The sequence below is a fragment of the Exiguobacterium sp. s34 genome, assembly GCF_018617435.1.
In the GTDB taxonomy this organism is placed as follows: domain Bacteria; phylum Bacillota; class Bacilli; order Exiguobacteriales; family Exiguobacteriaceae; genus Exiguobacterium; species Exiguobacterium aestuarii.
This window is the reverse complement of the sequence record NZ_JACSKE010000001.1, coordinates 484,902-497,612: the sequence shown is the minus strand read 5'-3', so window position 1 is coordinate 497,612 and position 12,711 is coordinate 484,902. Positions and strand designations below refer to the sequence as shown.

The following is a 12,711-nucleotide window of genomic DNA, read 5'->3' as shown; positions in this document are numbered from 1 at the left end:
TGGACTTAACTGTTGGCGATACAATAATATTGGATGGCTTCGTTATAGTACGATGCAAGACCTGGTTCGAAGCGGTCATAATAGGCGGTGAATCGCTCATCCGCTACATACATCTGTCCGAGTCCGCTGAACATGTCGAGCGAGCAATCATAAAAGTGAGTGTGGATGAACAGATGATTGTCTCTGACGACCGATTGAACGCGGTCATCTTCAATTGCGACTTGTGAACGAAACAAATCGACAAGTGGTGCAATCAAATCGAGTTGCATCTGATTCATGCGTTCCCAGTCTGCTTTCGAGCGCTTCGCAGCTCGTTCTTGCGCAGTTTCGTAAGCGGAACTGTCTCCCCAACGCTCAATTACCTCGTCTTGATGTTTTGACTCATGTGCTTGAATCTCTTCATAAGATAATCCCTCGAACAATGACTTGTCTTCCATCGGAATCCCTCCTTTGAGTGAGGTGAGGGTCGCTTCCGCCGTCTCCGCGAGTTGCGCGAAATAGGCAGCTTTTTGTCGTAACGCCTCGACATGTTCGTTCAATACTTCGACTCGATCAAACGCCGATGCATCGAGCAACTGTCCGATTTGATCGAGCGGAACGTCTAGTGTTCGATACAGTAAGATAAGCTGTAGACGCTCGGCATCACGCGACGTATAACGGCGGTACCCATTGTCGTCACGCATGGGGACGAGTAATCCAATCGAGTCGTAATGGCGAAGCGTCCGTGTCGTCGTTCCGGCGAGTGACGCAAGCTGTTGAATCGTATACATCCCTTCACCTCCTTAGAACAAGCGTAAAGGTTGACGTCACGTCAAGGTCAAGCCTGTTTTTCAAATAAAGAAAATCCGTTCCTTTCTCCGATATAGCGGAAGCCGAATTGAGGATAGTACCCATTCAAGAACGTGTTGTCTGCGACGCAATCCAATCGAACGGTCGAAGCAGTGTGAGATAGGGCGTACTGCATCAAACGCTCGCCGATGCGTTCTCCTTTTACGTTCGAGTCTGTGACGAGTCGGTGCAAGTAGACGGCACCGTCCGCGTCATTCCATAGATTATGATCCCAATCGGTCGGTGGAATCAGACTGACCGCACCGACGACTTGGTGGTCACGTTCATACACAAACACGGACCCTTTCATTAAATCATGGCGGACATATTCGGAACGACTCGGCTCTAAATATTTGACCCATTGCGACTTCCCGGCTGCCTGAAACTCTTTCGCTTTCTTTACAATCAATTGGTCGATGGCCGAAAAATCATCAAGTGTAGCGAATCGAAACATGATGAGGCACCTCGCTTTCATTTCTTTTCAAAATCGTGTAGGGTACACGTTGAGTATGCTGATGAAACATCTTTGTATCATCGAATGTTTTTTGGTAAGATAAATTTATTGCATCGTGCAAACGATTGCGCTAATGATATAAAGTTCACAGCACGAATAAGATGATTATATATGATGAGCAGTGAGTTTTGGGATAAGGAGTATCTAGATCACATGCAACTTTTACAACGAGAACAACAAACACAAACGCTTAAACGCAACTGGTGGAAAGAAGCCGTCGCCTATCAAATTTACCCGCGTAGCTTTTATGACGCGAACGGAGACGGAATTGGAGACATTCAAGGAATCATTGATAAGCTCGACTATTTGAAAGACCTTGGCATTGATGTCATCTGGATTTGCCCGATGTACAAATCGCCAAACGATGATAACGGGTATGACATTAGTGACTATCAAGACATCATGGACGAATTCGGTACGATGGAAGACTTCGATCGTTTATTAGACGAAGTGCATCAGCGCGGTATGAAGCTATTGCTCGACCTCGTCGTCAACCATACGTCAGATGAGCACCCTTGGTTCATTGAATCGAAGAGCACAAAAGACAATCCGAAACGGGACTGGTACATCTGGCGCGACGGGAAGCCGGACGGATCAAAGCCGAACAACTGGGAATCAATTTTCGGTGGATCGGCTTGGGAATTCGATGAAGCGACAGAGCAATACTACTTGCACGTCTTCTCGAAGAAACAACCGGACCTCAACTGGGAAAATCCTGAGATGCGCACAGCTGTGTACGACATGATCAACTGGTGGCTCGAAAAAGGAATCGACGGGTTCCGCGTGGATGCAATTAGCCATATCCGCAAGAATCCGACGTTCGCCGACTTGCCGAACCCGAACGACCTTGACTTTGTACCGTCATTCGAGATGCACATGAACGTGGACGGGATTCACGATTATTTAGAAGAGCTTCGTGACGAGACGTTCAATAAACATGACATCATGACAGTCGGTGAAGCGAACGGCGTATCACCTGACGATGCACACCTTTGGGTCGGTGAAAAAGAAGGGAAGATGAACATGGTCTTCCAATTCGAACACATGGACCTATGGAGTGAAGACGCCGATTCGAAACTTGATGTCGTCCACTTGAAGAACGTGTTGACGAAATGGCAAAAGGGTCTCGAAGCCGACGGATGGAACGCGCTTTACGTCGAAAACCATGACCAGACACGTACGGTTTCGAAATGGGGAGACGATGAGCGTTACTGGAAAGAGAGCGCGAAATCGATAGCGATGATGTACTTCCTCATGCAAGGGACGCCGTTCATCTATCAAGGTCAAGAAATCGGGATGACGAACGTCAAATTCGATTCAATCGATCAATATGACGATATCGCGACACGCAATCGCTACTATATCGGCGTCGAGCAAGGGAAGAGTCACGACGAGATGATGCGCATCACGTGGAACTCGTCACGCGACAACACGCGCACACCGATGCAATGGAGTGATGCTCCGAACGCCGGCTTCACGTTTGCAGAGAAGCCATGGGTCGGCATCAACCCGAACTATACAGACATCAACGTCGAATCACAGCTTGAAGATGAGGACTCCATCTTTAACTTCTATAAAGAGATGATTCAACTTCGTAAAGACGATGAGACGTTTGTATACGGGGCGTATGATGTCGTCTTACCGGATCACCCAGAAGTTTATGCGTATACGCGTACGCTTGGCGACACGCAGTACCTCGTCGTCACGAACTTGACGGCGAAAGAGACGATGTTCGATATGGATCAAACGCTCCGCGCGCAAGATGTCGTCTTGAGCAACATGCCGATTGAAGGCGATATTGAATCGACGCTCCTTCACTTGAAACCGTTCGAAGGTCGCGTATATAAAATGAGCTAATCTTTCATGACCTGAAGACCGTGGACGAAAATTCGTCTACGGTCTTTTTGTGCGAATAAAGGAGATGACAAGGAAGGATGAGAATGCTTTAAAGGGATTCACGGAGGAGGAAAATCAAAATGAAACTATTGCTGACTTCCGCAGGTATCAAAAATGAGAGCATCAAGCAGGCACTTTTGGAATTATTGGACAAGCCAATTGAAGAGTGTACGGCACTTTGTATCCCGACAGCCATCTATGCGTTGAACGGGGGAACGCAGCACGCATGGAACTTTTTCAAGGGGGATTTCTCGACACCGATGTGTGAGTTGGGTTGGAAGTCGATCGGGGTGCTCGAACTGAGCGCGCTCCCGAGCATCGATGAATCGGTATGGAGACCGACATTTGAACGGGCGGACGTGTTATTGGTGAATGGTGGCGATCCGCTGTTTTTACATCACTGGATGAAACAGTCCGGGGTGGCGGCATTACTCCCATCTTGGGAAGGTGTCTATGTCGGATTGAGCGCAGGTAGCATGGTGATGACGCCACGAATCGGAGAAGCATTTGTCGGATGGCGTTCATCTGATGAGCAGAGCGATGAGACGTTAGGGTTTGTCGACTTCTCAATCTTTCCACACCTCGACCACGAGATGTTACCGGAGAATACGTCACGAGATGCGGCAGAATGGGCGGAGACATTACAGTCGCCGGCCTATGCGATCGACGACGAGACCGCGATTCGTGTAAATGAAGGGAAGGTCGATGTGATTTCGGAAGGAAAATGGAAGAAGTTTTTCTGAATGCATACGAAAAGAGTATAAATGAATTGGAGTTGAGGGATTGAATCCATTTACATATCATCGAAAAACAAATCGAATCATCGTCCGACCGTTAGAGAAACAAGATTATGACGCATGGTTACGTGGCTTTACAGACCGTCTTGTTTCACAACATGAGTATGATCCGGGGAAGTTAGATATGAGCGACTGTACGTCCGTTTGGTTCGGTCAGCTAGTCGACACACATCAATCACTCGCACATGAAGACCGTGCGCATGTTTTTGCGATTTTCCGGCTTGAAGATGGAGCGCATCTTGGCATGGTGGATTTCTCGACATTGGCACGAGATGGATTTCATTGGGGACGGGTCGGGTATACCATCCATAATCAGCATTGGGGTCAGGGGTATGGCACCGAAGCAGTCGACCTAGCGGTGCGCATCGCCTTTGACGATTTGAACTTTCAACGAATCGAGGCACATATCAATCTCGACAATGAGGCGTCCATTCGTCTCGCGGAGCGTGTCGGCATGTCGTACGAGTGCACGAGAGAAGGATTCATATATGAGAATGATGAGTGGGTAGACCATCTCGTCTATGTCAAAACGAAGCACCGTCGATAGAACGACTCCTACTAGATATGGTACGATGAGTTGACGGAAAGGGGGATGAGCATGGCGATTGAACCACTTCGCGTGCGTGTCCAGCAAACAACACGGATGAGTGACATCCCGGAGCCGATCGAACTATCGGCTGACGGCTTATACTATCCATTGAAGACTGGCTTTATTTTAATGTTTGACCAACAACAAGAGGACGGAACGGTCCCGACGACAATCAAGTACACCCCGGAACGATTGGCGCTCATCTGTAAAGGACCGATTGAGATGAACCATTCCTTTATCGAAGGTCGCTTCACGCAAAGCTTATATAAGAATGCCTATATGTCGATGACGATGGCGACGACGACATCACGCCTCGACGTGTCAGAAGAATCGTGTACGTTCGTATATGAATTGTCCATGAATGAAGAAGATGTAGGTATATACGAAGTACATGTCACATGGACATTTGAAGGAGGAGAGGGCGCATGAACTTTACAGAACGCGTAAACAAGATTGAAGAGATGTTGAATGAAGACTGGTTTGAGATGCTTGAAACGAACGAAGAAGAGTATGAAGAGTGGCGAGGTCGCCTCGAAGATCATGCCGAACAAGTCATTACACATTACGACCAGGAGAACGGCGTCGATGTCAATTCAGTCGATAAACTGCTCCAATTGAACGATGAGTTCCCGCTCCTATACGGAGAGGACACCGTTCGCCTGTATATCGCACTCATTGAGGCACGCCCAGAAGACAAAGCGGTCTACGATCGGTACGTCGATTACTTAGCAGCCATCAGCGATGCATCGCACGAACAGTTTTTACATTTCCACACGCTCGTCGAAGCAGGACGGTTGGAGGAAGCGAGACAACTCGCTCCACACATGCCACAACGTCTCGGACTCGAAGAGTAAGTATATCAAAAGTGTCATCTGAACAGGATGGCACTTTTTTTCATGCCTGAAAGGGGGACAAGATTCGAACAGGACGTCCATTTTTATTCGATGATCTGTTCTCTAAGATGAAGGAACAAGGAAATCAATCAGAGAACGCGAATGGAAATGGGTAAAGGGGGAATTGTGGTGTTAAGACTAATCAAAACATCTGTCGAACAAAAAGAACAGATTCTCGCATTTTTACAGGAATGGTACGAACGAGATGAGCGAATCGTTCCGACCTCAGTCGACCGTGAAACGACGGACTTCGAGGCATACGTCAACACGTTACGTCAGAAAGAGTTACGTGAGAATATAGAGGAAGGCTGGGTCCCGAGTACGACGTATTGGCTCACGGACGGCGAAGAGCTTTTAGGCGCGGCGAACATTCGTCACGAGTTGAACGAATCACTCTTAAAAATCGGTGGCCATGTCGGATACGGGGTGAAACCGAGCGCGCGTGGGCGAGGACTCGCCACACTTCAACTAAAACTTGCGCTTGAGAAAGTGAAAGAGCTGGGAATCGAGCGTGCACTCATTACGTGTAATCGGACAAACGTCGCTTCCCGTCAAGTCATTTTAAACAACGGGGGTGTCGCGGACACACCATATACGGAAGAAGATGGGACGATCGTCGAACGGTTTTGGATTGACTTGAGAGGATGAAGATGAGATGGCGAACTGGATCATCATCTATTTGGCATTGATTAATTTCTTCGGCATTTATTTGTTTCGGGAAGAGACCGTGCCCTCTAAGAAATGGTTCTCATTCTCGAGCGGAATCGCCATCACGTACTTCTTCATGTATCTTTTGCCCTCCCTGAATAAACGCCAGGACACGCTTCGTGTCGATTGGTTGAACCTGGCCTTGCCGTCAGAGATTTACATCGTCAGTCTCATTGGGTTCACGCTGTTCTACGGTACGATGCGGTTCGTTCGAACCCCTCACTTCCAAGATGAGGCGGTCGATCGGGCCGTTTCGTATTGGCTCCAGGTGACGCTTCTCACGGCGTACATGACATTTTCAGCGTATGTGGTGACAGCCGACTCGGTGACGTTCGTCTCGAGAAGCTTCTATGCGACGGCACTCGGTGTGCACTTCTTGGCGCTCGGACATGACTTGAACCGCCACTATGGCGAACGCTATATGCGACAGGGACGATATTTGTTGAGCGGCGGGATTTTACTCGGAGGTTTCGTTTCGCGTTGGATTGACTTGGCCCCACACGTCGAAGCACTCTGTTTTGCGTTCGTAGCCGGGGCGATGATTCTCAATATCGTGAAGTTTGAACTGCCGTCCGACCGAAATCTACACTTTCGAACATTCGTTTTGGCTGTGTGCAGTTATGGTGGATTATTGCTCATCTTGAAACATCTTCTAAACTTCTGACGAGAACTTCACAAAAATGAATGACTGTTCATTCATCATTTGATATACTGAATTCAAGATTGAATCCGTTTTCATAAGGGGGAGTTTTGGGGATGTCTACATTTTTAATCGTCAACTGGATTCTATTCTTGCTCGTCCTCGGCTATGGTGTGTATTTATTCGCTACGCTGGTTCATCAGCGCTATACATTCATCAAGCTCGGGAAGAAGGCAGAATGGAGCCAAACGAACAAAGAACGACTCGAACAGGTCATGATCAACGTGTTCGGTCAAAAGAAATTGTTGAAGGATAAGAAGAGTGGCGCAATTCACGTCATGATGTTTTATGGCTTCATCCTCGTCCAATTCGGGGCGATTGATTTTATTTGGAAAGGACTAGCGGTCGGAACACGTTTCCCGCACATCCCGCTCGGTCCGCTCTATCCAATCTTCACGTTCATGCAAGAAATCGTCATGCTCATGATTCTCGTCGCGGTCGTTTGGGGATTCTACCGTCGTTACGTCGAGAAGCTCGTGCGTTTGAAACGAAACTTCTTAGCAGGTCTCGCCCTCATCTTCATCGGCGGGTTGATGGTTTCCGTCTTGTTCGGGAACGGGTTTTACCTCGTCTATAAAGAAGAGCTTCCGATGTGGGGTGAGCCGGTCGCAACACTCATCGGTTCAGCGTTTTCTTGGGTACCTGGGTCGGTCGCTTTCGCATTGTTCGTCGTCTTTTGGTGGATGCACCTCTTGTTCTTGCTCAGTTTCATGGTCTACATTCCACAAGGAAAGCACGCGCACTTGATTGCCGGAACACTCAACGTCTGGCTCGGGCGCACGCACAAAGTCGGTCGCTTGGCACCTGTTGATTTTTCAGCGATGGAAGAAGCGGAAGAGTCAGATGAAGAGATTGTGTTTGGGGTCAACAAGATTGAAGACTTTAACCAGAAGCAGCTTGTCGACTTGTACGCTTGTGTTGAGTGTGGACGTTGTACGAATGTGTGTCCGGCAACCGGTACGGGTAAGATGTTGTCGCCGATGGACTTGATCGTCAAACTTCGCGACCATATGAATATGAAAGGTGCAGCGGTCACAAGAAAATCACCTTGGGCACCGGCACTTATGTTCCAAAACACGCAAGGCGCCGAGATTGCAGCTGCGGCGCAAGAAGGTCACATGCTCGTCGCAGACGAGTTGATTGGCAACGTCATCACGGAAGAAGAAATTTGGGCGTGTACGACTTGCCGTAACTGTGAAGACCAATGTCCGGTCATGAACGAGCATGTTGATAAAATCATCGATCTTCGTCGTTACCTCGTTATGATGGAAGGGAAGATGGACCCTGAGGCACAGCGCACGGTCGCAAACATCGAGCGCCAAGGAAACCCGTGGGGGATGAACCGAAAAGAACGCGAGAACTGGCGTAAGGATACAGAACTCGTCATCCCGACAGCGAAAGAGAAGAAAAAAGCAGGCGAAGAATTCGAATATCTCTTCTGGGTCGGTGCGATGGGTTCATACGACAGCCGTAGCCAAAAAGTCGCGCAAAGCTTTGCGAGCGTGTTGAACAAGGCGGGCGTCTCATTCGCTATTCTCGGAAATGAAGAGAAAAACTCAGGAGACACACCACGTCGAATCGGGAACGAGTTGCTCTTCCAAGAACTCGCCGAAGCGAACATCAAATTGTTTGAGAAGTATGGGGTGACGAAAATCGTCACGGTTGACCCACACGCATACAATACATTTAAAAATGAGTATCCAGACTTTGGACTCGATGGTGTGAAAGTGTATCACCATACGGAGTTGCTCGCCGAGTTGCTCGACACGGGTCGCATCCAACCGGATCTTCAAGTGAATGAGCGTGTCGTCTATCACGACTCTTGTTACCTCGGTCGTTACAATGGCATTTATGACGCACCGCGATTCGTCCTCGAACGCATACCGGGTGTCGAACTCGTCGAAGCGACACGTAACCGTGAAAACGGTATGTGCTGTGGAGCGGGTGGAGGTCTCATGTGGCAGGAAGAGAAAGTCGGGACACGTGTCAACGTGGCTCGAACGGAACAATTGCTTGAGACGAAACCGACCGTTATCGGTTCGGCATGTCCGTACTGCTTGACGATGTTGTCAGATGGAACGAAGGCGAAAGAAGTCGATGAGACGGTCGGCACGTTTGACGTCGTCGAATTGCTCGATCGCTCGCTGAAAGCCATCGAGATACCAGAACCGGTTGTACAATAATACAGAAAGGCACGGTCCGCGGACCGTGCCTTGTTTGTTTACTGCATCTCAGAGGTCGATAGTAGGGAAGAGGTCAAGTGAGATAACCCTTGTGTCGTCTCGTTGATCGATGAAATGGTCTCAACCATCTGACTAAGGTCTTGTTTGTTTCGTTCGAAGGAAAGGACGTATTGACCCATCTCTTCTTGAACGGTCGAAAAACCAGATTTGACGGCATTCAGTTGACGCATCGCTTCATCATTCGTCTGATGCATTTGTCCCATTTGATCGAGGAGTGCTGCGATATTCGTCTCGTTTTCATGAATGAGTACATTGATTTGACTGCTCAGTTGTTTCGCGTTTTCCGCCAGTGTGCGTACTTCGGTGGCGACGACGGCGAATCCTTTGCCATGTTCTCCGGCACGAGCTGCTTCAATCGAGGCGTTCAAGGCGAGCAAGTTCGTTTGGTTGGCGATTTGTTCGATGCTCTTAGTCATGCTGACGATTTCTTGAGATCCATTTTTTAAAGCGGTGATGCGATCGAGCGAAGTGTCGACGTAAGTGGCCGACTGTTTGAATTCGACTTCCATCTGTTCGATTTGGCTTCCGTTCGTGTGCGTCAACGTCATCAAATGACGGCTCATCTTTTCCGTTTGCTCGGTTTCCGCAAGAACTTGGTGCGCGCGATCACTCGTTTCAGACATCGCTTGTCCCGTTTGCTCCATCGTGGTGGCGACTTCTGAACTGACACGTGAGACGTCGCTTAAAAGCGCGGCACGGGCTTGGTTCGCAGACTCGATTTCATCGAGGCGGGCGTTGACGTATTGTTCGGTGACGATTTGCGAGTCTAAGTTCATTGCGTGCGATAACGCTAAGAGAGATTCTGTCAAAGTAGACGGGTCATGTTGATACGTCTCAACCACTTTTGGGATGAGGAGTGTGTTAAAAGCAGAATATGTCGCGAGGAACCAGACGACAGGCACGGCGAAGTGGTGATGTGTTTGTCCCATCCGTTTCCGCATCGCTAAAAATTTATCATCGATGTTCCCGGTCAATAAACTACGGAAATAATCGGCGAATACCTTCTTTAATCGTTCTCTTGTGGAGGAAGCATTCGCAATCTGTACCATTTCCGGTTGCAGCATCAAGTGGTCGAGTACGTTTTCAAGTACTTCATCTAGTACGGACTCCACGAGTGGAGCCATGTCTTGTAGGCGCTTCACTTGAGAGGCCGTATACCCCATATAGTGAGCCCGTCCGTTCAAACTCGAGTCAGATGGTTTAGCGATGGTCTGGATTTCAGGAAAACCGGTAGTTGCGACGAAGTGATTGGATGTTGTTTTACGAAAAAGTGCCATGTATTTTTCTCCTTCTCTTTTATATCTAAATTAATGTTCTCTTCTATATCGGCAAAAGATTGAAGAAACTGAGAAGTTAATGTGTTGTGAAAAAGGTTCGTAGACGAATGGAACTGGGAAAGGACGATTGAGGAACGGAATATCCAATCTCAATGTAAGGAGTGTATCCCATGAAAAACATGGTTGTCCTATTGACGATTGTCAGTGCCTTGAGTAGCCAAATTCTGCCGCAAATCTTGTTTTTGTCCATTATGGCAGTCGAAGAAGGAGTCGGACGATTGATTCCATTCCTCATCTTTTACGTTGCGAGCATGTCAGGTCTTTTATTGTGGGTGTATGTCATCGGACGAAGGGGTTCAAAGGATACGTTTCTCATTGCCTTGTCTGTGCTCGTCGTCGGTCTCGTTTGTTTTGTGCTTCCCTTTGACAGCGCCATTGAATGGAGCGCCTTTTTGGTCGGCGTTGGCTCGATTGGGGTCGGTACAATTATGACGACCATTCTCTCGCAATTGAACGAGCTGAAGCCTGCAGAAGATTCGGAGTCAAAAGAAGAGGGTGGCAGTTCGTGGCCGTTGGTTCTTATGTTAGTCGGTTGGATTGCTTTATTCTCTTATGCGTTGACGCAGTCTTACAATCTTGCCATTGCCCTGTTCCTAGTGAGTCTCATTTTGCCGTGGCTGTTCGTGCGAAAGTTACCGCTCCAAAAATCTGCGACATGGCAGTTTGATACCCGTTCCTTTCTCCGTGCTTTTATCGCGGTCACCGTCTTTACGTTGATTAGTCGCTTGCTTAGTCTCTTAGAAGGGGCGCGTGGCTATATCGAAGTGTTTGGCTTAATGATCATTTTGCTCGTCTATGTCGCATGGTTACTGTTGCAAAAGCGGGTTCGTGATTTTATCGGTGCAAGTCGTACCCGGCAGGTTCAATTATTATCGTTTGTGATTGGGTTGTTCGGTGGCTGGACGCTAATCGGAGCCGTCTTTGTCAGTCTTGCTCTGTATTCGTTCCAAGTTCTCGTCTTTTATGTGTTCGTTCCATTTTTAGCCGGTGTCATCGGTTGGATCTTATTTAGTCGCATCTTTGATTTTGCGCGCCATCCGTACATCGTCTTGTTCCTATCCTCGCTCTTCTTTTTCGTTGGCTTTATCGAGCCACTTGCCTTCATACCGGTATTGTTTGTCAGTGGTTATACGCAGACGATGTATTCGAGTGTCAGTCATACGTATTTGTTTGACCAGTATGGGGAAAACCAAGAGTTCGCGTCGTTACTGCTACAGCTGTGGAAACGATTTGGCATGGTCGTGGCATATTCATTCTTAATGATTGGATTGCTCGGTTATGGTTTATATGTGGGTCAAACAGTAAATGAAGAATTGTCGTTCCAGATTCCACGCGCGTGGATGTTTGGTGTCTTAGGGCTGACATGGGTGTTTAATATCGGATTGATCAGTCTGTACTGGTTCCGTACTAAAACCGAGACATCACACGATTCATAATTTCCTCTAGCTTTTTTATATCGCTTTTGTTTATAATGAGGAGTGATGTTTAACTAGTGACGGAAAAGGAGTGTCCTTTAATGAATAAATCGTTGATTGATTTCGTTTATGAACTTCTCCAAGAAACTGGCGAGCAGCCTGTTTCTTTTGATGAGATTCGCGAAAAAATCAAGCAAAACTATACGTTTGCGAGTGAAGAAGAAGAGCTCGAGAAAATCGCACAACTTTACACCGATTTGAACATCGACGGGTTGTTCGTCAACTTGGGAGCAAACCGTTGGGCGCTTCGCGTATGGTACCCATTCGACAAGTCGGATGAAGATCTCGTCATCGAAGCACGTCAACGTGGTGAGCTTGACGAGTTCGAAGAAGAGTTTGAAGAAGCAGACGAAGGCATCGTCGATATCGAAGATGACTTGGATGTATTCGCAAAAGTAGAAGATTACGATTCATCTGAATTTGACGATGAGGACGAAGAAGAAAAAGTAGAAGGCCTTGACGACTTCAAGGACGATGACTTGGACGACGACCTCGATCTCGAAGACGAGGATGATTTATAAGAGACCGCAAAAAGCCGGGCATCGCGCCCGGCTAGGCGTGTCTCTTTTTCTTTTTTAGTCGTTTTCATCGACTTGAAAAAAGAAAAAAATAATATCTTGACGACTGTATCGTCTCTGGCGTAAATTAGTCATGGGCTAGTTTAGCACGTAACGATGCAGCAAAAGTGTCCTCCATTCACGGGGGCACTTTTGCTTTTTTTGTTTTTTCGT

13 protein-coding genes are annotated in these 12,711 nt (G+C 47.8%); 10 read left to right on the top strand and 3 right to left on the bottom strand.

Features of this window, described 5'->3' with window-relative positions:
• Nucleotides 1-5: 5 nt before the first annotated feature.
• Nucleotides 6-770, bottom strand: a complete 765-nt coding sequence (locus tag KNO87_RS02430; RefSeq protein ID WP_214792829.1) for a MerR family transcriptional regulator — start codon at nt 768-770, stop codon at nt 6-8.
• 47 nt (nt 771-817) lie between these two features.
• The gene (locus KNO87_RS02425; protein ID WP_214792832.1) at nt 818-1,282 is read right to left on the bottom strand and encodes a GNAT family N-acetyltransferase; all 465 of its coding nucleotides are present in this window, start codon (nt 1,280-1,282) and stop codon (nt 818-820) included.
• Nucleotides 1,283-1,495: 213 nt separating this feature from the next.
• Here KNO87_RS02425 and KNO87_RS02420 point away from each other — a divergent pair, with 213 nt between their 5' ends.
• The 8 genes from KNO87_RS02420 (at nt 1,496) to KNO87_RS02385 (ending at nt 9,108) form a co-directional block, all read left to right on the top strand.
• On the top strand, nt 1,496-3,199 hold the full coding sequence (locus KNO87_RS02420; protein ID WP_214792835.1) for a glycoside hydrolase family 13 protein: 1,704 nt from the start codon (nt 1,496-1,498) through the stop codon (nt 3,197-3,199).
• 119 nt (nt 3,200-3,318) lie between these two features.
• Complete coding sequence (locus KNO87_RS02415; RefSeq protein ID WP_214792838.1) at nt 3,319-3,981, top strand: Type 1 glutamine amidotransferase-like domain-containing protein; 663 nt, start codon at nt 3,319-3,321, stop codon at nt 3,979-3,981.
• Between the two features lie 40 nt (nt 3,982-4,021).
• The gene (locus tag KNO87_RS02410; RefSeq protein WP_214792841.1) at nt 4,022-4,582 is read left to right on the top strand and encodes a GNAT family N-acetyltransferase; all 561 of its coding nucleotides are present in this window, start codon (nt 4,022-4,024) and stop codon (nt 4,580-4,582) included.
• Between the two features lie 51 nt (nt 4,583-4,633).
• Nucleotides 4,634-5,053 (top strand): YwiB family protein, encoded by a 420-nt coding sequence (locus KNO87_RS02405; protein ID WP_214792844.1) that lies wholly within the window; start codon nt 4,634-4,636, stop codon nt 5,051-5,053.
• A complete protein-coding gene (locus KNO87_RS02400) occupies nt 5,050-5,478 on the top strand; it encodes a hypothetical protein (RefSeq protein WP_214786218.1) in 429 nt (142 codons plus the stop codon). Before KNO87_RS02405 ends, KNO87_RS02400 begins: the two co-directional genes overlap by 4 nt.
• 168 nt (nt 5,479-5,646) lie before the next feature.
• Entirely contained in the window at nt 5,647-6,165 is a 519-nt protein-coding gene (locus tag KNO87_RS02395) for a GNAT family N-acetyltransferase (RefSeq protein ID WP_214792847.1), read from the top strand.
• Nucleotides 6,166-6,172: 7 nt separating this feature from the next.
• The gene (locus KNO87_RS02390; RefSeq protein WP_214792850.1) at nt 6,173-6,889 is read left to right on the top strand and encodes a hypothetical protein; all 717 of its coding nucleotides are present in this window, start codon (nt 6,173-6,175) and stop codon (nt 6,887-6,889) included.
• Between the two features lie 92 nt (nt 6,890-6,981).
• Entirely contained in the window at nt 6,982-9,108 is a 2,127-nt protein-coding gene (locus KNO87_RS02385; RefSeq protein WP_214792854.1) for a (Fe-S)-binding protein, read from the top strand.
• 38 nt (nt 9,109-9,146) lie between these two features.
• Here the strand turns inward: KNO87_RS02385 and KNO87_RS02380 are convergent, their stop codons facing one another.
• A complete protein-coding gene (locus KNO87_RS02380) occupies nt 9,147-10,445 on the bottom strand; it encodes a methyl-accepting chemotaxis protein (RefSeq protein WP_214792856.1) in 1,299 nt (432 codons plus the stop codon).
• A gap of 170 nt (nt 10,446-10,615) precedes the next feature.
• Here KNO87_RS02380 and KNO87_RS02375 point away from each other — a divergent pair, with 170 nt between their 5' ends.
• Nucleotides 10,616-11,941: a hypothetical protein gene (locus KNO87_RS02375; RefSeq protein WP_214792858.1), complete on the top strand. Its 1,326-nt coding sequence runs from the start codon at nt 10,616-10,618 to the stop codon at nt 11,939-11,941.
• Between the two features lie 80 nt (nt 11,942-12,021).
• A complete protein-coding gene (gene rpoE / locus KNO87_RS02370) occupies nt 12,022-12,501 on the top strand; it encodes a DNA-directed RNA polymerase subunit delta (protein WP_012727404.1) in 480 nt (159 codons plus the stop codon).
• The last annotated feature ends 210 nt before the right edge of the window (nt 12,502-12,711 follow it).

Coding starts and splice junctions, on each gene's coding strand:
- KNO87_RS02430 (WP_214792829.1), bottom strand. CDS start 770: ATGTATACGATTCAACAGCTTGCGTCACTCGCCGGAACGACGACACGG.
- KNO87_RS02425 (WP_214792832.1), bottom strand. CDS start 1,282: ATGTTTCGATTCGCTACACTTGATGATTTTTCGGCCATCGACCAATTG.
- KNO87_RS02420 (WP_214792835.1), top strand. CDS start 1,496: ATGCAACTTTTACAACGAGAACAACAAACACAAACGCTTAAACGCAAC.
- KNO87_RS02415 (WP_214792838.1), top strand. CDS start 3,319: ATGAAACTATTGCTGACTTCCGCAGGTATCAAAAATGAGAGCATCAAG.
- KNO87_RS02405 (WP_214792844.1), top strand. CDS start 4,634: ATGGCGATTGAACCACTTCGCGTGCGTGTCCAGCAAACAACACGGATG.
- KNO87_RS02400 (WP_214786218.1), top strand. CDS start 5,050: ATGAACTTTACAGAACGCGTAAACAAGATTGAAGAGATGTTGAATGAA.
- KNO87_RS02390 (WP_214792850.1), top strand. CDS start 6,173: ATGGCGAACTGGATCATCATCTATTTGGCATTGATTAATTTCTTCGGC.
- KNO87_RS02385 (WP_214792854.1), top strand. CDS start 6,982: ATGTCTACATTTTTAATCGTCAACTGGATTCTATTCTTGCTCGTCCTC.
- KNO87_RS02380 (WP_214792856.1), bottom strand. CDS start 10,445: ATGGCACTTTTTCGTAAAACAACATCCAATCACTTCGTCGCAACTACC.
- KNO87_RS02375 (WP_214792858.1), top strand. CDS start 10,616: ATGAAAAACATGGTTGTCCTATTGACGATTGTCAGTGCCTTGAGTAGC.
- rpoE (WP_012727404.1), top strand. CDS start 12,022: ATGAATAAATCGTTGATTGATTTCGTTTATGAACTTCTCCAAGAAACT.